The 17,865-nt window shown below is 62.6% G+C and carries 17 protein-coding genes; 5 read left to right on the top strand and 12 right to left on the bottom strand.

What is annotated here, in order from left to right:
• Positions 1-76: 76 nt before the first annotated feature.
• The 5 genes from G9U53_RS16330 to G9U53_RS16350 all read right to left on the bottom strand — a co-directional run bounded on the left by G9U53_RS16330 (position 77) and on the right by G9U53_RS16350 (position 5,210).
• Positions 77-1,984 (bottom strand): alkyl sulfatase dimerization domain-containing protein, encoded by a 1,908-nt coding sequence (locus tag G9U53_RS16330; protein WP_075834389.1) that lies wholly within the window; start codon positions 1,982-1,984, stop codon positions 77-79.
• A 63-nt stretch (positions 1,985-2,047) separates the two neighbouring features.
• The gene (locus tag G9U53_RS16335; protein ID WP_003939954.1) at positions 2,048-2,374 is read right to left on the bottom strand and encodes an SHOCT domain-containing protein; all 327 of its coding nucleotides are present in this window, start codon (positions 2,372-2,374) and stop codon (positions 2,048-2,050) included.
• Positions 2,375-2,398: 24 nt separating this feature from the next.
• Positions 2,399-2,827 (bottom strand): DUF6325 family protein, encoded by a 429-nt coding sequence (locus tag G9U53_RS16340; protein ID WP_007732604.1) that lies wholly within the window; start codon positions 2,825-2,827, stop codon positions 2,399-2,401.
• A gap of 70 nt (positions 2,828-2,897) precedes the next feature.
• On the bottom strand, positions 2,898-4,169 hold the full coding sequence (locus G9U53_RS16345; RefSeq protein WP_019745275.1) for an MFS transporter: 1,272 nt from the start codon (positions 4,167-4,169) through the stop codon (positions 2,898-2,900).
• Between the two features lie 45 nt (positions 4,170-4,214).
• Entirely contained in the window at positions 4,215-5,210 is a 996-nt protein-coding gene (locus G9U53_RS16350) for an aldo/keto reductase (RefSeq protein WP_042924858.1), read from the bottom strand.
• Between the two features lie 101 nt (positions 5,211-5,311).
• On the opposite strand from G9U53_RS16350, the gene G9U53_RS16355 reads away from it, so the two are divergent.
• Entirely contained in the window at positions 5,312-5,869 is a 558-nt protein-coding gene (locus tag G9U53_RS16355) for a TIGR03086 family metal-binding protein (protein ID WP_007732609.1), read from the top strand.
• Here the strand turns inward: G9U53_RS16355 and G9U53_RS16360 are convergent.
• The 3 genes from G9U53_RS16360 to G9U53_RS16370 all read right to left on the bottom strand — a co-directional run bounded on the left by G9U53_RS16360 (position 5,866) and on the right by G9U53_RS16370 (position 9,135).
• Complete coding sequence (locus tag G9U53_RS16360) at positions 5,866-7,140, bottom strand: alkaline phosphatase family protein (protein ID WP_007732611.1); 1,275 nt, start codon at positions 7,138-7,140, stop codon at positions 5,866-5,868. The two genes, G9U53_RS16355 and G9U53_RS16360, sit on opposite strands and share 4 nt — an antisense overlap.
• Complete coding sequence (locus tag G9U53_RS16365; RefSeq protein ID WP_075834393.1) at positions 7,137-8,825, bottom strand: alkaline phosphatase D family protein; 1,689 nt, start codon at positions 8,823-8,825, stop codon at positions 7,137-7,139. Before G9U53_RS16365 ends, G9U53_RS16360 begins: the two co-directional genes overlap by 4 nt.
• Before the next feature lie 103 nt (positions 8,826-8,928).
• The gene (locus tag G9U53_RS16370; protein WP_223304509.1) at positions 8,929-9,135 is read right to left on the bottom strand and encodes a hypothetical protein; all 207 of its coding nucleotides are present in this window, start codon (positions 9,133-9,135) and stop codon (positions 8,929-8,931) included.
• A 103-nt stretch (positions 9,136-9,238) separates the two neighbouring features.
• On the opposite strand from G9U53_RS16370, the gene ilvD reads away from it, so the two are divergent.
• Complete coding sequence (gene ilvD / locus G9U53_RS16375; RefSeq protein ID WP_003940201.1) at positions 9,239-10,933, top strand: dihydroxy-acid dehydratase; 1,695 nt, start codon at positions 9,239-9,241, stop codon at positions 10,931-10,933.
• 13 nt (positions 10,934-10,946) lie between these two features.
• On the opposite strand, the gene G9U53_RS16380 is transcribed toward ilvD, so the two are convergent.
• Together G9U53_RS16380 and G9U53_RS16385 are read right to left on the bottom strand one after the other, a co-directional pair.
• Entirely contained in the window at positions 10,947-11,603 is a 657-nt protein-coding gene (locus G9U53_RS16380; RefSeq protein ID WP_007732621.1) for a S1 family peptidase, read from the bottom strand.
• Between the two features lie 74 nt (positions 11,604-11,677).
• Positions 11,678-12,397, bottom strand: coding sequence for a DUF6319 family protein (locus G9U53_RS16385; RefSeq protein WP_003940205.1), 720 nt, complete (start codon positions 12,395-12,397; stop codon positions 11,678-11,680).
• A gap of 314 nt (positions 12,398-12,711) precedes the next feature.
• Between G9U53_RS16385 and G9U53_RS16390 the strand changes: the two genes are divergently transcribed.
• Positions 12,712-13,704, top strand: coding sequence for an adenylate/guanylate cyclase domain-containing protein (locus tag G9U53_RS16390; protein WP_208690623.1), 993 nt, complete (start codon positions 12,712-12,714; stop codon positions 13,702-13,704).
• A gap of 4 nt (positions 13,705-13,708) precedes the next feature.
• On the opposite strand, the gene G9U53_RS16395 is transcribed toward G9U53_RS16390, so the two are convergent.
• On the bottom strand, positions 13,709-14,359 hold the full coding sequence (locus G9U53_RS16395; RefSeq protein WP_030537009.1) for a TetR/AcrR family transcriptional regulator: 651 nt from the start codon (positions 14,357-14,359) through the stop codon (positions 13,709-13,711).
• A 56-nt stretch (positions 14,360-14,415) separates the two neighbouring features.
• Here G9U53_RS16395 and G9U53_RS16400 point away from each other — a divergent pair, with 56 nt between their 5' ends.
• Positions 14,416-15,960, top strand: coding sequence for an MFS transporter (locus tag G9U53_RS16400; protein ID WP_058037678.1), 1,545 nt, complete (start codon positions 14,416-14,418; stop codon positions 15,958-15,960).
• On the opposite strand, the gene G9U53_RS16405 is transcribed toward G9U53_RS16400, so the two are convergent.
• Entirely contained in the window at positions 15,948-16,460 is a 513-nt protein-coding gene (locus G9U53_RS16405) for an Lrp/AsnC family transcriptional regulator (protein WP_051649709.1), read from the bottom strand. The genes G9U53_RS16400 and G9U53_RS16405 overlap by 13 nt on opposite strands.
• Positions 16,461-16,655: 195 nt before the next feature.
• Between G9U53_RS16405 and hppD the strand changes: the two genes are divergently transcribed.
• The gene (gene hppD, locus G9U53_RS16410; protein WP_058037677.1) at positions 16,656-17,861 is read left to right on the top strand and encodes a 4-hydroxyphenylpyruvate dioxygenase; all 1,206 of its coding nucleotides are present in this window, start codon (positions 16,656-16,658) and stop codon (positions 17,859-17,861) included.
• Positions 17,862-17,865 lie beyond the last annotated feature (4 nt).

Raw genomic sequence — 17,865 nt, forward strand, 5'->3', positions numbered from 1 at the left:
ACAAAACGGACAACTTCAAAAAGGTGCGCGACTCGAGACCTGTTGAAGTACAGGCTCGTTCACGACTGATACAGCGCTAGGTCGGAGTGACTATCGCAAAGTTCGGATCCGGCTCGTCGAGGTATCCGGCAAGTTCTGCGAGCTTCGCCGGGTCGCCGGAAACCGAGATGGTTCCATTCGCAATCTCGGCACCCAAGTCCACACCACCGAGCAGCACACCGAGTAAGTCGCGCCGACTCAAACTGAACATCGCATCCACAGACCCAGCATCTGCAGACCCACCTTCCACGTCGAAATGGATCAGAACTCCGTTGCTGAGTTCCGTTCGGTGAACGATGTTTTCGTCAGTGATGTTCCAATCGACGACGATGTGCGAGCCCGCTGCGCGCACTCCATCCACGCGCAGCGATACTGCATCGAAGACTTGACTTACCGACAGCGCTGCGGTGATGTCGGGCGCCGCGGCAACCGTGGGCGTCCCCACTGAGCCGTTGCGCAGTTCGTATGCACCGGTGAGGTAGAAGTTCCGCCAGGTGCCGTTCTCGGCGCCGTACCCGAGTTGCTCGAAGGTATCGGCCTGCAGATTCTTGGCCTCGACGTTGTCCGGTTCAGCGAAGACCACGTAGTTCACCACCTGCGCAACCCAGCGAAAGTCGCCGCGCTCGTACGATTCCCGAGCTTTCCGTAACACTTCTGCTGATCCGCCCATGAACTCCACGTGACGCTTGGCCGATTCGACGGGTGGATGCTCCCACAGATGCGCAGGGTTACCGTCGAACCAACCCATGTATCGCTGGTAGATGGCTTTGACGTTGTGACTGACGGAACCGTAGTACCCGTGCGTGTGCCACGCTTGCGCCAATGCAGTTGGCAGCTCGATCGATTCGGCGATCTCGAGACCGGTCCACCCCTGATTGATTCGACGAAGTGTCTGATCGTGAAGGTACCCGTAGAGGTCGCGCTGCAATGACAGGAACTCGGTGAGCCGTTCGGTCCCCCACGTCGGCCAGTGGTGGGACGCAAACAGAACGTCGGATCGTGAGGCGTAACGATTGATCGATTCCGTCAGGTACGCAGACCAGACGTGAGGATCTCGTACCAGGGCACCGCGAAGCGTGAGCAGGTTGTGGAGAGTATGAGTTGCGTTCTCCGCCATACACAGTGCGCGCAAATACGGGAAGTAGAAGTTCATCTCGGACGGGGCCTCGGTTCCGGGCGTCATCTGGAATTCGATCCGAACGCCGTCGATCGTCTCCGTGTGACCTGTCTTCGAGATCGACACCGTCGGCGAAATGAGCGTCGGTGTGCCGGTTGAGGTGGTCTGCCCCAACCCGGCTCCGACGCTACCTCGGGGACCTCGGGGTAAGGCCGCCCCGTACATGTAGGCCGCGCGTCGAGCCATTGCCGTTCCCGCATAGACGTTTTCCTCGACCGCGTGCTCCACGAGCCCGGTGGGTGCGACGATCACGCATCGCCCGGCGGCGACGTCGTCGTCGGTGGTCACACCTTTGACCCCGCCGAAGTGGTCGATGTGCGAATGCGTGTAGATCACCGCGACTACTGGTCGATCACCACGGTGTTCCCGGTACAACGCGAGCCCGGCAGCAGCGGTTTCCCGGGAGATCAGTGGATCGATGACGATGATTCCGGTATCTCCCTCGATCAACGTCATGTTCGACAGATCAAGTCCGCGAATCTGATAGATCGAATCCGTCACCGCAAAGAGTCCCTGCTTGGCGACCAACTTCGACTGACGCCACAAGCTCGGATTGACCGTTGGCGGGCAGTCCTCGTCAAGGAAGGCGTAGGAATCGTTGTTCCACAGGACTTTCCCGTCCGAATCGGCAACCAGCCCCGGATCGAGCGCGGCGACGAAACCCCGCTTCGCCTCGGTGAAGTCGGCGTCGTCGGAGAACGGTAGAGTCTCGGCGACTCGGGCGTTCGCGGCTTCGATTGCGGCCGATGCCGCACGTGGGTCGATCATAAGTCAGCCTTTCACGCCGAATTGCGGCAATGCGCATTGCCGCAATTGAAGAGAACAGCAGGGCTAGCTCAGCAACTGCGCCTTTGCCGCCGCGAACTCGGCATCGGTCAACACGCCGGACTGATGAAGCTGTCCCAACTCCTGCAGCTTGGAGACCAGATCGTCCGCGCCTGAAGGGGGAACGGACTGCACGGGGGCGACCTGCTGCTGCGGCGGCGGCTGTTGCTGCTGGTACTCCTGCTGATATTCCTGCTGCTGCTCGCTGGCCTTTCGTTGACTCCGTCGATCCATGGCGTTGGACGTCGCCTTTGCGGTTCCAGCCACTACCGCCGTGCGCGCCACCGTGCCGAGCAACCCCGGCCGCCCTCTGCGTCCACCTCGAAAAACCATGCCGAACTCCTTGGGTAATTGTCGCTACTGAAATGCTGCTTCGACCGCTGCGACGACTACCTCGCGCGGTATCTGAACGTGAAGGACTACGTCGCCGCCGCCACCGCGAACCGTCGACGCGAGCTCACGCGCCCACGTCTGCTCGTAGACGATGACTGCGGCTGACGTTCCTGGTTCGAGTGACTCACGGACCACGTCCAGGTCCTCGTCACTGATCAATGCCTTGGCTTCGATGGACAGAATCGCCAGTCCGATGTCGGTGAGATCTTCGTCGACGTCGATCTGCGACACCTGTCCGTCCGCGTCCTTGGCGATGTACACGAGGTCGAGCAGAGTGACAAAACCTCGTTCCACCACGTTCTGCAGCGCGGCGACAGCTTCAGGATCCACAGTTGAACCTGGGAATGCCAGCACCACGAGCTCGACCGGTCCGATGTTCATTGCGTCGTTCATCCATCAAGCCTGGTGGCTCGGACGCTTGGGAACCTCACCCGCAGGGGATGAATTACCCGATGCGATCGAGTTATTTGTTGCGACGAATGACTTCGCGAATCGGCCGTACGTGTACGCCTTCTGCTGCGAGGGCGCGCCGGGCTTTGCCTCGGGTGACGAGCACGCCGACGATGCCGAGAACCCAGACCGGATATTGCACCATCCAGGCGACGCGGAATCCGTCGAACGTGTACCCGCCCATGTGCCCGAGGATGACGCCCATCACTTGAATCACGATGAGGGAAGCGAGGAATCCCCCGATGTTGACCATGCCCTGGGCGGTGCCCATCGCCGAACTCGGATTGGATGTGCGCGCGTAGTCGAAGCCGATCACCGAACCCGGCCCACCCACCGAGATGACGACCACCAGGATCGTCAACAACCAAAGCGGAGACGGTTCGCTTCGTGAAAGCACGATCGTCCACATGAGCGCGCTGGCCACCATGATGGTGAGAACCAACCACGATCGACGCATGGGATAGCGACCGGTGAGAATACCGAGGATCGGGCCGGCCACGATTGCCGAGATGACTGACAGCGTCAGCAGCGAGCCGACCGTCGTGGAGTCGAGGCCTTGAGCCGATTTCAGGTACGGCACACCCCACAGCAGCGCGAACGTCGTGATCGAGAACTGAGTCCCCATGTGGCTGAAGAACCCGAGTCGGGTGCCGGGCCGCATCCACACCGTCTTGATCTGTCGCCCGATCTCCTTGGCGCCGGCCGGCACGGCGACCACGTCGGCACCGGGAGGCGCGTCGCGGATGACACTCAACGCCAGCGCAAACGCCAACAGTCCGACAGCGGCAGCGCTGCCGTAGGCAAAAGTCCAGCCCGGTCCGGACAACAGCAACATGAACGGAAGCGCAGACATCACCTGGCCCAGCTGACCGAGGATGCCCGTGAACTGCGAGACCAACGGCACCTGCCGGGGCGGGAACCACTGCGGTACCAACCGCAACACCGAGATGAAGGTGAGTGCATCCCCGGCACCGACGGCAATACGTGCACCGATCGCGACGGGCAGCGATTCGGTGAAGGCGAGAGCCAACTGCGCGGACATCATGATGAACGCACCGACTGCGATCATGATCCGCGAACCGTAGCGGTCGAGGAGGACTCCCGCCGGAATCTGCATGCCGGCGTACACGACGATCTGCAGCACGACGAAGCTCGACAGAACGCTGGGCGAGATCGAGAACCGATCAGCAGCAGACAGACCCGAGACGCCGAACGAAGTGCGGTGAAGCACGGCGATCACGTAGGCAAAAACACCGACACCCCAGACCAACCACACTTTTTTCATCGGGTCTGTATGTTACTCCTGTCTTTCGCAAGGCTCAGGACATGATTATTCGCGGCCCTGAGACACCCAATTCAGATCGGCCGAACGGAAGCCTTCGGTGATCGCGGCGAGGGAGTCGAGGCGAGCGATCTGGTCTTCGCTCAAAACGATGTCCAACGCTCCGGCGTTTTCGGTGACTCGTGCAGCGAACCGAGTGCCGGGAATCGAAACGGAAGGCAACCCGTACTGGCGGCCCTTGGCATCGAGCCATGCCAGGGAAACCTGTGCAGGCGTCGCGCCGAGCTCCTCACCGACGGCGCGGACCACGTCGAGAACCTTCTGATTGGCGGGAAGTGCGGAGTCCGAGAAGCGGGGGAAGCGTCGGCGTAGGTCGTTGTCACTGAGCGTCGCCGCATCGAACGATCCCGCCAAGAAGCCTCGGCCCACAGGTGAAAAGGGCACGAACCCGACTCCGAGTTCCGCCGCGGTGGGTACTACCTTGTTCTCGACGTCACGGCTCCAGATGCTCCATTCCGACTGGATCGCCGCGATCGGATGTACCCCGTACGCACGACGCAGTTCATCGCCGGTCGCCTCGGACAGTCCGATGTTGCGGACCTTGCCCGCCTTCACCTGCTCCGCGATCGCGCCGACGGTGTCTTCGATCGGCACGTTCGGGTCGACCCGGTGCAAGTAGTAGAGGTCGACATGATCGACGCCGAGTCGTCCCAGAGACTCGTCGAGTGCCCGCGGCACGTAAGCCGGGTCTCCGTTGATCCCGCGCTGACCGTTGGCGATGTTGCCGACCAGACCGAACTTGGTCGCCAACTGCACTTCGTCCCGGCGGTCTTTGAGAAGCTCTCCCACCGCACGCTCACTCGAGCCCTCGCCGTACACGTTGGCGGTGTCGATGAACGTGATCCCGATGTCCACCGCATGGTGCAGCGTGGCGAGCGCCTCGGCCGGATCCACCGGGCCGTAGACCGGGGCGACGGACATCGCGCCGTATCCCTGGGCGCTGACAGTGAGACCTTCGGCCAGAGTGACGGTGGGGACGGTCATGAAAACTCCTCGATTCGACTGAGCGACAACCCCGACAGTCTTCACCGAATCGAAGCCTCACGCACCGATTAACGTCACGCTGATCGGGTTACCCTCGAGTGATGGCATTCGATTGGCTCGAACTCGTACTCACCGCCCACCGCGAATTCGGTTCACGACTCGCTGCGGTCGAGGACTGGAACGCACCCACGCCCGACTCCGACTGGCACGTTGAACACCTCGTCCGCCACGTCATCGAGGAGCAGCAGTGGGTACCGCCGCTCCTGGCCGGACTGACGGTCGGCGAGGCGACACCGGACATCGTTCCCGTCGGGGACGACCTGTGGACCGAATGGCAGAAGTACTCCGATGCCGCAATCAAAGCGTGGAAATCGACGGACCTCAGTGCCCACGTTCACCTCTCGTACGGCACGGTGAAGGTGGAACCCTATCTGCGCCAGCAGACCTCGGACGTCACGATCCACACCTGGGACCTCGCGCGAGCGGTCGGAGCAGACGAGCGACTCGATCCAGACCTCGTCGAGGCCGTCTGGTCCGACCTCGACGGGCAGCGCGACATGCTCGCCGAGAGCGGACTCTTCTCCGATCCCGTCGACCTCCCGGACGATGCGTCGTTGCAGGACAAGCTGATTGCCCTGACCGGTCGCGATCCTCGTTAGACGTTCAGCGACACACCCGTCGTGCGGGCGACGCCGTCCCAGCCGCCGGCAGGTGCACCGAGGCCGAGCAGAGCCGCAACCGTCGGCGCGACGTCGATCGTGCGAGCCTGCGTGTCGATCTTCCGTCCACCGTCCAGAGCGGGATGCCCGCCGCTGAGGAAGAACGGAATGGGCAGTGTCACGAAATGGCCGTGGTTGCCGGGAATCGGGTTGGACAGTGGAGTCGGATCACTGAACCGCCAGCCCTGAGCGCAAAACGCAACGACGTCACCGGCATTGGTGCCGAGATCGAATTCGGCGGGGAGGTGGCTGGATTCGACGCCGTCCACACCATCCACGATCTGCTGAATCCGGCTGACGGCTTCCGCCCGTTCGCCATCGGGTCCGATGAAGTAGATCAGGTCTGCGCCACCGTTCTGGGCGATTCGAATCTTGCCTGCCAGCAACGGGTCCGCGTTCAGCGGTCGATCCAAGCCGATGAGCCGCGCGGGCTCCGACCAGTCCATGGAGTGGTCGGCCAACACGATCAGAATGCTCCGATTCCAGCGACCCGTGTCATGAAGGAAGTCGACGAAGCGGCGAACCTGGTTGTCGGTGTTCTGAAGTGCAGCCGTGCGAGCGATCCGGATGGACGGACCGGACAGATCCAGGTGCCCGACCCGATCGACGTCACCGAGGTTGGTGAACGAGAGCCGCGGCGAGTTCCCGCCGACGATACGGATCAAGGCGTCGATCGTGAAGTTGTCCGGCGCATGCTCGGTACCGGGAACGAGCGGCTGCGGATCCCACACCAATGAGGCGCGGTCACCGAACAACCCGTGCAGGTAGCGCTTCGACAGCACACTCGCAGTGGTCAATCCGAGTTCGGTGCGCACCCGATCCAGAACCGTCGATGCCTGCAGGTCGGAAGGCCGATCGAGGTCACGCTTCTTGTCGATGGCCGGATCGTAGACGGAGTTGGCGGGTACACCCGAACGCGCCGGCAGCACTCCCGTCATCATCGCCGTGTGGTTCGGCAGCGTCTCTGCGATCGTGATGGCACTGGCGTCCGGGTAGTGGATACCGCCGGCCGCAAGCCCGGTCAGCGTCGGGGTGAGCTCCGATCGCAGCTCGTCCGGCCGCATGCCGTCGACGACTATGACATGCACGTCCAGGTCTGGGATTCCGGCGCTGGTGGGAACACTCGCGCGAGCGGGCGTTCCGAGCAATGCCGTTCCGGCGACAACACTTCCGCCGATCAGAACGCTACGACGCGAAACTTCGATGCTCACTGGTCGACTCCTGGTCGGTACGAGGCCTGATCGAGGGCGGCCGAGGTGGGTGAGACTCTACTGCCCGCGCCTGCCGGAAGACGGTAGCTCACGGCGTAGTGCGCATTGCTCTGCGGATTGGTGAGATCGTCGACGTAGTACCAGTCCATCTGAGTACCTTCGCGGGCGATTTCGAATACGCCGTAGCCGTGCGAATCCAGTTCGACGTACCGCACGTGTCGGTTCACGGCCTTGAATGCTTCTTCTGCCGCAACGGTTACCGTGCGCGGTGGCACTTTCAGCATGTCGTCGATATTGGGCGACGTCACCGACGGGACGACGAACTCGGCGCCGACGGTCGGCCCACCCGGATAGTTGGCGGCGTTGGTCGGTAGGTCGCAGGCCCACGACGTGTGGATGTCACCGGTGATGAAGACGGTGTTGTCCACACCGTTCGAGGTGATCGCGTCGAAAAGCCTGGTGCGGTCGGCGGTGTACCCGTCCCACTGATCCGTGTTGTACGGGACACCGGCCTGCGGCACACCCACCAGTTCGGTCAACGCCGCGGTGGTCGCCGGTTCCAGCGGCGGGAACACGCAGGGCGTGATCATGACCGGATTGCCGACGACCTTCCACTGCGTCGGGGAGGTGACGATTCCGTTGGTCAACCAATCCATCTGTGCGCGTCCGGTAATGGTGCGCGACGGATCGTCGACCTGCTTCATGGTCGGTTGCTCGTCGCGGTAGGTACGCAGATCGAGCATCGAGATCTCGGCCAGATTCCCGAAGCGGAACCGACGATACAGCTGAACGCTCGAACCATTACCCGACGGGCGGACGGGCATCCACTCGAAATATGCCTTGGCCGAGTTGGCCTTTCGATCTGCCCAGTCACCTTCGACACCGGGAGTGTGGTTTTCGGCGCCGTCCCGGTACGCGTTGTCGGCCGATTCGTGATCGTCCCACGTGGTGATGAACGGGAGCTTCAGGTGCAGAGCTGCCAGATCCGGGTCTGTCTTGTACTGCGCGTGCCGAATTCGGTAGTCGGCCAGCGAAATGATCTCGTGGGCCGGCTCGTGAAGGCGAACGGATCCGTTTCTCGCGCCGTACTCCCCCTGCCCGTACTCGTAGATGTAGTCACCGAGGTGGATGATCGCGTCGAGGTCTTCGCGGAATGCGAGGTGACGATAGGCACCGAAATACCCCGCCTCCCAATTGGAGCAGGACACCACGCCGAAGCGGAGACGATCGAGATCTGCCGAGTTCGACGGAGCCGTACGGGTGCGGCCCACCGGAGAAACAGCCGAACCCGCAGTGAATCGGTACCAGTACGCCGTCGACGAATCGAGTCCGGTGACGTCGACCTTCGCGGTGTGATCGGAATCCGCCGAAGCAGCAACACTTCCGGACGCAACGACGCTCGCGAACCCCTCATCGGTCGCGACCTGCCAGTTGAGAGTCACCGCCGGCCCGACGCCGGAACCGGGCGTCGCGTCTGCCGTCGGGGTGATGCGGGTCCAGATGATCACCGCATCCGGCAACGGGTCACCGGATGCCACGCCGTGCGCGAAGCCCGGGCTGCCACCCGGAACCTCGGCACCGGCGTGGCTCGCCGAAGCGACACCAAGACCTACTGCGCCGGCGAGGGCCGCCGATCCCTGCAGCAGGCCACGTCTGGATATTCGATCGAAGGCATTCGTGTGCACGCTAGGAGTGAACCCGCACCTGAACGGGCGTTCAAGAGAGCTTCGGGATGTTCACCCAGGCTTCGCCTGCGCTTCTCTGGAAGTTTGATCGAGTCGATCCCGATTACAACCGGTAATCGAGGGCCGAGCCTCGAACCACACCGACCTTGACTCCGATGTAACCGCCGAGTGCACCCCCGGCCGCGATCAGGATCCAGAACGCCGGCGGAAGCAGAGCCTCGGACCCGTCGACCTCGGAGAACGCGGAATAACCTGCGATCAACGCGCCGAACAGGATGGGCAGTATCAGCAGAGCGGCAAAGAAAGTCACCCACACCCGATGCGACGAGTCTATTCACGACGGACGGCGTTTGTCGGCAAGTCGAGTCGCTCGTCTGCCGGAAACACACCCCGCTGACGCCTATGCTTGGAAAATGACCGAACCCGACATCAAGCCCAGAAGTCGTGACGTCACCGACGGACTCGAAAAGACCGCAGCGCGCGGCATGTTGCGTGCAGTAGGAATGGGCGACGACGACTGGGTCAAGTCGCAGATCGGCGTCGCCTCGTCCTGGAACGAAATCACGCCATGCAACCTGTCCCTCGATCGCCTGGCCAAGGCCGTCAAGGAGGGCGTACGGGAAGCCGGCGGGTTCCCTCTCGAATTCGGCACTATCTCCGTCTCCGACGGCATTTCGATGGGGCACGAGGGCATGCACTTCTCCCTCGTTTCCCGTGAAGTGATCGCGGACAGCGTCGAGACCGTCATGCAGGCCGAGCGTCTCGACGGATCGGTCCTTCTCGCCGGCTGCGACAAGTCGTTGCCCGGCATGATGATGGCGGCGGCCCGCCTCGACCTCGCCAGCGTGTTCCTCTACGCCGGCTCCACCCTCCCCGGCGTCGCCAAACTTTCCGACGGCAGTGAGCGGGAAGTCACCGTCATCGACGCGTTCGAGGCGGTTGGCGCCTGCTCGCGTGGGCTGATGAGCCGCGCCGACGTCGACACCATCGAACGGGCGATCTGCCCGGGCGAAGGCGCGTGCGGCGGCATGTACACGGCAAACACGATGGCCAGCGCCGCCGAGGCCATGGGAATGTCGCTGCCCGGCAGCGCTTCACCGCCCGCACCGGATCGTCGCCGCGACGGCTTCGCCCGCGAGAGCGGCAAAGCCGTTGTCGAACTCCTGCGTCGAGGTATCACCGCGAGGGACATCCTCACCAAGGAAGCGTTCGAGAACGCCATTGCAGTAGTCATGGCATTCGGCGGATCCACCAATGCGGTGCTCCATCTCCTCGCGATCGCGCACGAAGCGTACGTCCCCCTGACGCTCGACGACTTCGCTCGCGTCGGCGCGAAGGTCCCGCACCTCGCCGACGTCAAGCCTTTCGGAAAGCACGTCATGACGGACGTCGACCGTATCGGCGGCGTCCCCGTGATCATGAAGGCATTGCTCGACGCGGGACTCATGCACGGAGATTGCCTGACCGTCACCGGTAAGACCGTGGCGGAGAATCTCGCGCACATCACCCCGCCCGATCCGGACGGCAAGGTCCTGCGGGCGATGAACAAGCCCATTCACCCCACCGGAGGCATCACGATCTTGAAGGGGTCACTCGCGCCCGGCGGCGCGGTGGTCAAGTCGGCAGGATTCGAGTCTGATGTATTCGTCGGCACTGCACGGGTTTTCGAACGCGAGCGCGCCGCGATGGATGCTCTCGAGGACGGCACCATCACCGGCGGTGACGTTGTCGTCATCCGCTACGAAGGCCCGAAGGGTGGTCCCGGCATGCGCGAGATGCTGGCCATCACGGGCGCGATCAAGGGCGCGGGTCTCGGCAAGGACGTCCTGCTGCTGACGGACGGACGATTCTCGGGCGGCACCACCGGCCTGTGTGTCGGACACGTTGCGCCCGAGGCGGTTGACGGCGGTCCCATCGCGTTCGTTCGCGACGGCGATCAGATCCGACTCGACGTGGGTACCGGACAACTCGAATTGTTGGTCGACGACTCCGAATTGGAAGCCCGCAAGAAGGGCTGGGAGCCGTTGCCGCCTCGCTACACACGTGGTGTGTTGGCCAAGTACTCCAAGCTCGTGGGATCAGCCTCGGGTGGAGCAGTGTGCGGCTGATCCCAGCCCGCTGCTAGATGGGCCGGTACCCGGCGCCGACGCCTCCGTGGGCATTGATCGTGTCCACGATGGAGGTCATGTTGGTGCCGAGTTCCGGCCCCAGGCATGGCACCCAGAGGTAGGCGTTGACCATCGCGACCAGCGTCGTCCCGACCGTGACCGGGGCTCCCGAATCACCGTGGTCGACGCAGATCTGAGTCCAGGTGGATGCGTCGGCGCTCAGGTCTCCCCAGACGACGCCGCAGGTCGTGCCCGTCGTACGGCCTTCCTTGCAGGCTGTAGCCGGGAAGCTGGCCGGAGCGCCGATCGAGGTGATGGTTGCCGCGCCCACCGTTCGAACTGGTGTGACCTTGCCCGGATCGAACTGGATGACCCCGTAGTCCAGGTCCGGGTTCGACTCGACGAACGTGCCGACCACGCCTGCGTCCTCGTTGCTTTCCGGGATCACGAACGATCCAGGACCACCGCAGTGACCTGCGGTGATACCCACGAGTCTGCCGCCGTTGTCGTGACCGATAGTGGTCAACGTACAGACCAGTTGATTGTCGATGATGATGCCCGAACCACCACCCATGGGCGTGGGTGCAGCAACAGCGTTGCTGCTGACGATGAACCCGAGTCCGAGTGCCAAGACCAACGCTGCCAGAGCCGAAACAATTCGCTGCAACATCACAATCTCTCCGCCGGTAATCTCCCCGCTGCAAAAAACGCATACCCCGGAAAGTGCGGACCTACGCAGCGTTTCTAGTCGGTAGCTCCGAGCGCTTCGAGCATCTTGCGTGCCTCCTCGAGCTGACGACTCAACTCGTCGACTCGCGCTGCAGCCATGTCCCGTGCAGCGACGATGATGGACTCGACAGCCTCGATTGCGGTGGGCTCACCCAACTCGCGGACAGCTCGCTCGACCGCATCGGGTGCGACCGGAACTGCTTTGCCCGGACGCTTGGCGCCCTGTGTGACCGTCACGCTCCAGTCGTTGTCCGCGCCCGCATGGATCGTGACGCTGATGCCGGCCGGCAGTTTCTTCGCACGCTTGACGGCCGGACGAGGTGTCGCGGCAGGGGCAGCAGTGGTAGTCGGGACCGGAGCGGGTGCAGGCTGCGCACGCGGCTTCGGTCGAACAGGCTCTACGAGTGGCTCCATCAGGGGCTCGGACTCCACAACTGGTTTGGGCCGTGGCGCCGGTTTGGCCGGTGCCGCGGAGACGCGGTTTATGCGCAATTCCTCTGCCTCGAAAGGCAATTCGTCGTTGACGCCTTTGGGGCGGATCATCACGGTGTTGCCGTCCACCGACACGACTTTCGCCGAGGTACCGGCTTCGATCCCCAAGCTGGGAGTCGCCTCGCGCAGATAGACGGTGGCGCGCTTGCCTTCGGCGACAGCCGTGGCGAGCGCTGCCAGATTGTCCGCAGTGAGGTGATCCGGCGTTGATGCGGCAGCGCCGGAACGTCTACGGGGTGGCATGCGCAGGTCCTTTCAGAAGTATCTCGTGCATTTCGGTATCGACAGTGCTTTTCTCGGGGCAACTCTTGCACAAGCCACCGACGTGTTGACTCTCACCGCCCGCCTGAGCCCGAGGATCCGTAGACGGTTCGGCCAATTCAGTACTGTTCTCGTGGCACCGCGTGGAAGATGGTGGACAGAAATTCGTTGCGGCAATAAGGAGCACGGTGAGCAGTTCGGAGTCAGAGTGGATCGACGAGGTCACCGAACCCGCCCCTGCTGAATCTCACGTTGCCGAACCTCACACCGCTGATCCGGTCGACGTCGATGCTCATCTGCTCAGCCGGATTCAAGCCGACATCGAGGAGTCCCTCCTCGGCGGACCGCGCTGCTTCACGCAATCGCAGATCGCGGAATTCGCCGGTGTGACACGCGAGCGTGCCGATCGTTTGTGGGTCGCGATGGGCTTTGCCGTCGACGAGGATCCCGACGCCGTCATGTTCACCCAGCAAGACGCCAACGCCCTCAAGACGATCATCGACATGGTCAATCGAGGAGTCATCTCGCAGAGCAGTGAGGTGGCTGCCGCCCGTTCACTGGGGCAGTCGATGTCGAGGTTGGCTGAGTGGCAGGTCTCGCTGATCAGCACACACATCATCGACCAGCTCGCCGACTCGGCAGATCACGAGCCCGAAGCGATCCGGAAGATCGTTCTGCGCCTCGGCGCCGAGATCATTCCCGCTGTCGAATCTCTGCAGACGTACGTGTGGAAGCGCCACGTCGCGTCGTCGACGGGCCGCAACGTCGGAAACCCGGGCGAAGAAGTAGCGAGTCGTGTTCTGGTCGTGGGTTTCGCCGACATCGTCGGGTACACCTCGCTGACCCGCGGCCTCGACTCCGCCGAACTCAACGATCTGCTCGAGCGGTTCGAGTCCGCGTCCACCGAAATCATCGGTCGCAACTACGGCTGGGTGGTCAAGACCGTCGGTGACGAGGTCATGTTTGCCGCCGAGAGTCCTCATCACGCCGCCGAGATCGCTTTGCAGATCCAGCAGGCGGTCCTCGCCGATCACGACGATCCGCAGCTTCGGGTGGGTCTGGCCATGGGGCCGACGTTGGTTCGCTTCGGAGATCTCTACGGTTCGGTGGTCAACAAGGCCGCGCGTCTCACCAGCTCTGCTCGTCCCGGCACTGTGCTGATCGACTCCGAGCTGGCCACCCAGCTCGGCTCGGACGCCAATTTCAAACTGCGACACCTTCGTCCGCGACGAGTGCGCGGCATCGACAGGCTCGAGCAGTACGTGCTACGCCGCAATCTGGAGCCGTGAGCTCTCAGCTCGACACTCCGCGTGCAGCCAGAAAGTCGTCCACGATCTGCTCACACGCAGCCTCCCCGAGAGGCGTCAGCGTGGCCAGCTTGGTGAGCACCAAAGGTCCGACCAACTGAGCAAGTGCGACGTCGTAGTCGTACTCCCCCAACGCGTCGATCGCGTCCGGCGAGCGCAGGATCCGATCGAACGCGTGTCGGTACTGCTCGAAAACCGTCTGGCGCAGCGATCGCAATTCGGGCTTGTCCGTGGACAGGGCATCGACGCTCGAATAACCCTTCAGTTCCGGCCCCAAGCCGAGCCAGCACATCGCCGTCACCTGGATCGGTGCGCTTTCGATGGCCTTGGCCTGACTGGTCAACAACTCGAGCAACTGCGCGCGGAGATCGCCTTCACCGGACATCTCCGGCACCGGCGGCAGTAGACGTGCAAATGCCGCGGCGAGTAACTCCGTGCCGCTGTCGAAATGGCGGTACAGCGTCGCACGCGCGACGTTGGCCAACTTGGTGACGGCATCGATCGTCACGGCGTCGACGCCGCCTTCTGCCAGCAGCGTGGTCGCTGCGTCGAGCAACCTGGACCTGGAACGCTGTTTGCGCGGGTCCTCGTCGTTTCCCTGCTGTTCGATTCCCTGCTTGTCGATTCCCACCGTCACAACTTCAGTTATACCCACTTGGGGGTTGTGGAACTGCTGTTCTTGTAACGATACTGATGGTCTTGTTTCTATCGGGAGGTTTCGTGAGTAGCGATACGACGCTCGAACAGTCCACGTGGACCATCCGACAGATCTGGATGCTGACGGTCGCGTGCTGCGCCGTCGCGCTGGTCGTCGCAGCGATGGCCGCTCTCAACACGGCCCTTCCCGACTTGGCCCGCGATACCGGTGCAACACAGAGCCAGCTCACGTGGATCGTGGACGGGTACACGCTCACGCTGGCTTGTCTCTTGTTGCCGGCGGGCGCACTCGGCGATCGATACGGTCGACGAGAACTGCTCATGTTCGGACTACTCGTTTTTGCTGCCGGCTCGTCGATTCCGGTCTTCGCGGACGAACCGTCGTGGGTCATCGTCTCCCGCGTGATATCCGGCGTCGGCGCCGCATTTGTCATGCCGGCGACGCTGTCTCTACTCACTGCAGGTTTCCCGCCGGCGCAGCGTGCCCGCGCCGTCGGAGTCTGGTCCGGCGTCGCAGGGTCCGGTGCAATCGCCGGACTCGTCGTCTCCGGGCTACTCCTCGAAAAATGGTCCTGGCATTCGATTTTCGTCAGCCTGGCCGTCGTCTCGGTCCTCATCCTCGTGGTGTCGTTCACGATCGTGACGTCGAAGGACACGGAGGCAACTCCACTCGATCTACCTGGTACAGCGCTGATCGCCGGCTCGATCGGACTGTTCGTCCTGGGGATGATCGAGGCGCCGGCCCGTGGTTGGCTCGATCCGGTAGTTCTCGCGTTGCTGGTCGGCGGAATTGCCATGACAGCAATCTTCAGCTGGGTCGAATTACGCACTCGCCACCCACTTCTGGACGTCAGACTGTTTGCCAATCGTGCATTCGGCAGCGGCGCAGCGTCACTGACCCTGCAATTCCTGGCGACTTTCGGCTTGTTCTTCCTGATCGTGCAGTATCTCCAACTGGTGCTCGACTACTCCCCCCTGCAATCGGCGCTCGCCCTCATGCCGATCGCCGTGCCGGTGATGGCGCTGTCCGTGGTTGCTCCCCTGCTGATTCCGCGTATCGGCCTTCGCGCCCTCACCGCCACCGGGGTTGCCTTCCTCGGAACCGGAATTGCGCTCTTGACGCGCTTGGACGCCAGTTCGACCTATGCCGAAGTCTGTGTTCCCTTGGTAGTGGCCGCTATTGGATTGGGTTTGTCGACAACCCCCGCCACTGCTGCCATCGTCTCCAACGCACCGGACTCCAAACAGGGTGTTGCATCAGCAGTCAACGACGCAACCCGTGAGATCGGCTCCGCCATCGGCGTTGCACTGGCGGGAAGTATCCTCGCCGCCGGCTACGGAAATCACGTCCAGCCCGCGGTCGACTTGCTACCCGAACCGGCCAAGGAGCCGGTATCCGGTTCTCTGGCCGCCGCTCTCCACGTCGCCGAAGCAGCCGGGCCGCAGGGTGCCCAGTTGGCCGAATTCGCCCGTGAAGCCTTCATCAAAGGCATGGATCAAGGAGCACTCACGCTCGCTGCGATCATGTGGGTATCCGCGATCGTTCTGGGATTCTGGGCTCCGGGTCGTCAGCGAGACTGACCGCCTCGTCGGTACGCCGGGGCCTTGGTTGTCTGCTCCGACTGCAGAGTCTGCAGGAGGGGCATCGACCGGAGCGGCACCACAACCGAGAGAACCATGACGCTGGTCGACCGGGTGGCTATCCCCGACCGATTCAGTTCGAGCAGCGTCGCTTGCAAATCCTCGTGCGACGCAGCGGCAATCCGGCACAGCACGTCGCCGGAGCCGGTGGTGGCAAAGGCTTCGAGCACACCGGGGATCGCCTCGAGTTCCGCGGTGACGGTGTCGAGCGCCCCCTGGGCGATCTGCAAAGTCACGAATGCCTGTACTCCGAAACCCGCTGCAGCCAAATTGACGTGCGGCGCGTATCCGGCGATGACGCCCGCATCTTCCATCCTTTTCAATCTCGCCTGCACTGTCGCCCGCGCAACCTTGACCTGACGCGAAAGCTCCAACGCACCGGCTCTCGGGTGCTTGTTCATCGCGTCCAACAGAGCCAGATCCACTGCGTCGAGATTCACGTCCGCTCCACTCGTCGTTCAACTATGCAAATTGCCTACAAAACAGTGCCACCATCTTCGCATTCCGGCGCTGTGTCTACTTTCAACTACCTCCGTTGACTACCCAACCTCTGAAGGACTTATCTGTTTGTACCGGCAGTGCCGAACATAACTCGAGCACCGCGCTGTGTACATCGCACTCAGAGGGGACTCACCATGACCGTCGAACAGACTCTCACCGACGACGAACAGTTGGCCGGCCTGGATCTGGAGCAATTACGCCAGCTGGTCGGACTGGTCGAGTACGACAGCGATCACGATCCCTTCCCGGTGAGTGGTTGGGACGGCCTCGAATGGATCGTCGGAAACGCCACGCAGACTTCACATTTCTTCCAGTCCGCATTCGGCATGGAATTGGTGGCCTATTCAGGCCCGTCGACGGGAAACCGCGACCACCACGCGTTCGTACTCAAGAGCGGTGCCGTGCGCTTTGTCGTCAAAGGTGCTGTGGATCCGACAAGCGAGTTGATCGCGCATCACAGCCGTCATGGCGACGGCATCCGCGACATCGCGCTCAGCGTCCCTGACGTGGACAAGTGCATCGCGCACGCCATCACCCAAGGTGCGACGGTGTTGAGCGAACCGCACGACGTCACCGACGAGCACGGCACCGTTCGCCTGGCCAGCATCGCGACGTACGGCGAGACTCGGCACACCCTCGTCGACCGTTCCCGCTACACCGGCCCTTACCTTCCCGGATACGTCGAACGGACGTCGTCGTACCGCAAGCGTGACGGCGCGCCCGAGCGCATCTTCCAGGCCCTCGACCACGTCGTCGGCAACGTCGAACTCGGCAAGATGGACCAGTGGGTCGACTTCTACAACCGGGTCATGGGATTCACCAACATGGCCGAGTTCGTGGGCGGCGACATAGCCACCGACTACTCCGCGCTGATGAGCAAGGTCGTCTCGAGCGGCAATCACCGAGTCAAGTTCCCACTCAACGAACCTGCCATCGCGAAGAAGCGGTCACAGATCGACGAGTACCTCGAGTTCTATCAAGGTCCCGGCGCTCAGCATCTCGCGCTTGCGACCAACGACATCCTCGGAGCAGTCGATGCTCTGGTCGACGAAGGAATCGAGTTTCTCTCTACTCCGGCTTCGTATTACGAGGATCCCGAATTGCGCGCGCGTATCGGAGAGGTTCGAGTTCCGATCGAGGAATTGCAGAAGCGAGGCATCCTCGTCGACCGCGACGAGGACGGCTATCTTCTTCAGATCTTCACCAAGCCGATCGGAGATCGTCCCACCGTGTTCTTCGAGATCATCGAACGCCACGGCTCACTGGGATTCGGACTGGGAAACTTCAAAGCCCTGTTCGAAGCGATCGAGCGTGAGCAGGCCGCGCGGGGCAACTTCTGAGGTA

Source organism: Rhodococcus sp. D-46 (genome assembly GCF_011290655.1).
GTDB classification, from domain to species: Bacteria; Actinomycetota; Actinomycetes; order Mycobacteriales; family Mycobacteriaceae; genus Rhodococcus_F; species Rhodococcus_F qingshengii.

What these genes read in the sequence shown, in the direction of transcription:
- G9U53_RS16330 (WP_075834389.1), bottom strand. Translation starts at nt 1,984, where the DNA reads ATGATCGACCCACGTGCGGCATCGGCCGCAATCGAAGCCGCGAACGCC.
- G9U53_RS16335 (WP_003939954.1), bottom strand. Translation starts at nt 2,374, where the DNA reads ATGGTTTTTCGAGGTGGACGCAGAGGGCGGCCGGGGTTGCTCGGCACG.
- G9U53_RS16340 (WP_007732604.1), bottom strand. Translation starts at nt 2,827, where the DNA reads ATGAACGACGCAATGAACATCGGACCGGTCGAGCTCGTGGTGCTGGCA.
- G9U53_RS16345 (WP_019745275.1), bottom strand. Translation starts at nt 4,169, where the DNA reads ATGAAAAAAGTGTGGTTGGTCTGGGGTGTCGGTGTTTTTGCCTACGTG.
- G9U53_RS16350 (WP_042924858.1), bottom strand. Translation starts at nt 5,210, where the DNA reads ATGACCGTCCCCACCGTCACTCTGGCCGAAGGTCTCACTGTCAGCGCC.
- G9U53_RS16355 (WP_007732609.1), top strand. Translation starts at nt 5,312, where the DNA reads ATGGCATTCGATTGGCTCGAACTCGTACTCACCGCCCACCGCGAATTC.
- ilvD (WP_003940201.1), top strand. Translation starts at nt 9,239, where the DNA reads ATGACCGAACCCGACATCAAGCCCAGAAGTCGTGACGTCACCGACGGA.
- G9U53_RS16380 (WP_007732621.1), bottom strand. Translation starts at nt 11,603, where the DNA reads ATGTTGCAGCGAATTGTTTCGGCTCTGGCAGCGTTGGTCTTGGCACTC.
- G9U53_RS16385 (WP_003940205.1), bottom strand. Translation starts at nt 12,397, where the DNA reads ATGCCACCCCGTAGACGTTCCGGCGCTGCCGCATCAACGCCGGATCAC.
- G9U53_RS16400 (WP_058037678.1), top strand. Translation starts at nt 14,416, where the DNA reads ATGGTCTTGTTTCTATCGGGAGGTTTCGTGAGTAGCGATACGACGCTC.
- hppD (WP_058037677.1), top strand. Translation starts at nt 16,656, where the DNA reads ATGACCGTCGAACAGACTCTCACCGACGACGAACAGTTGGCCGGCCTG.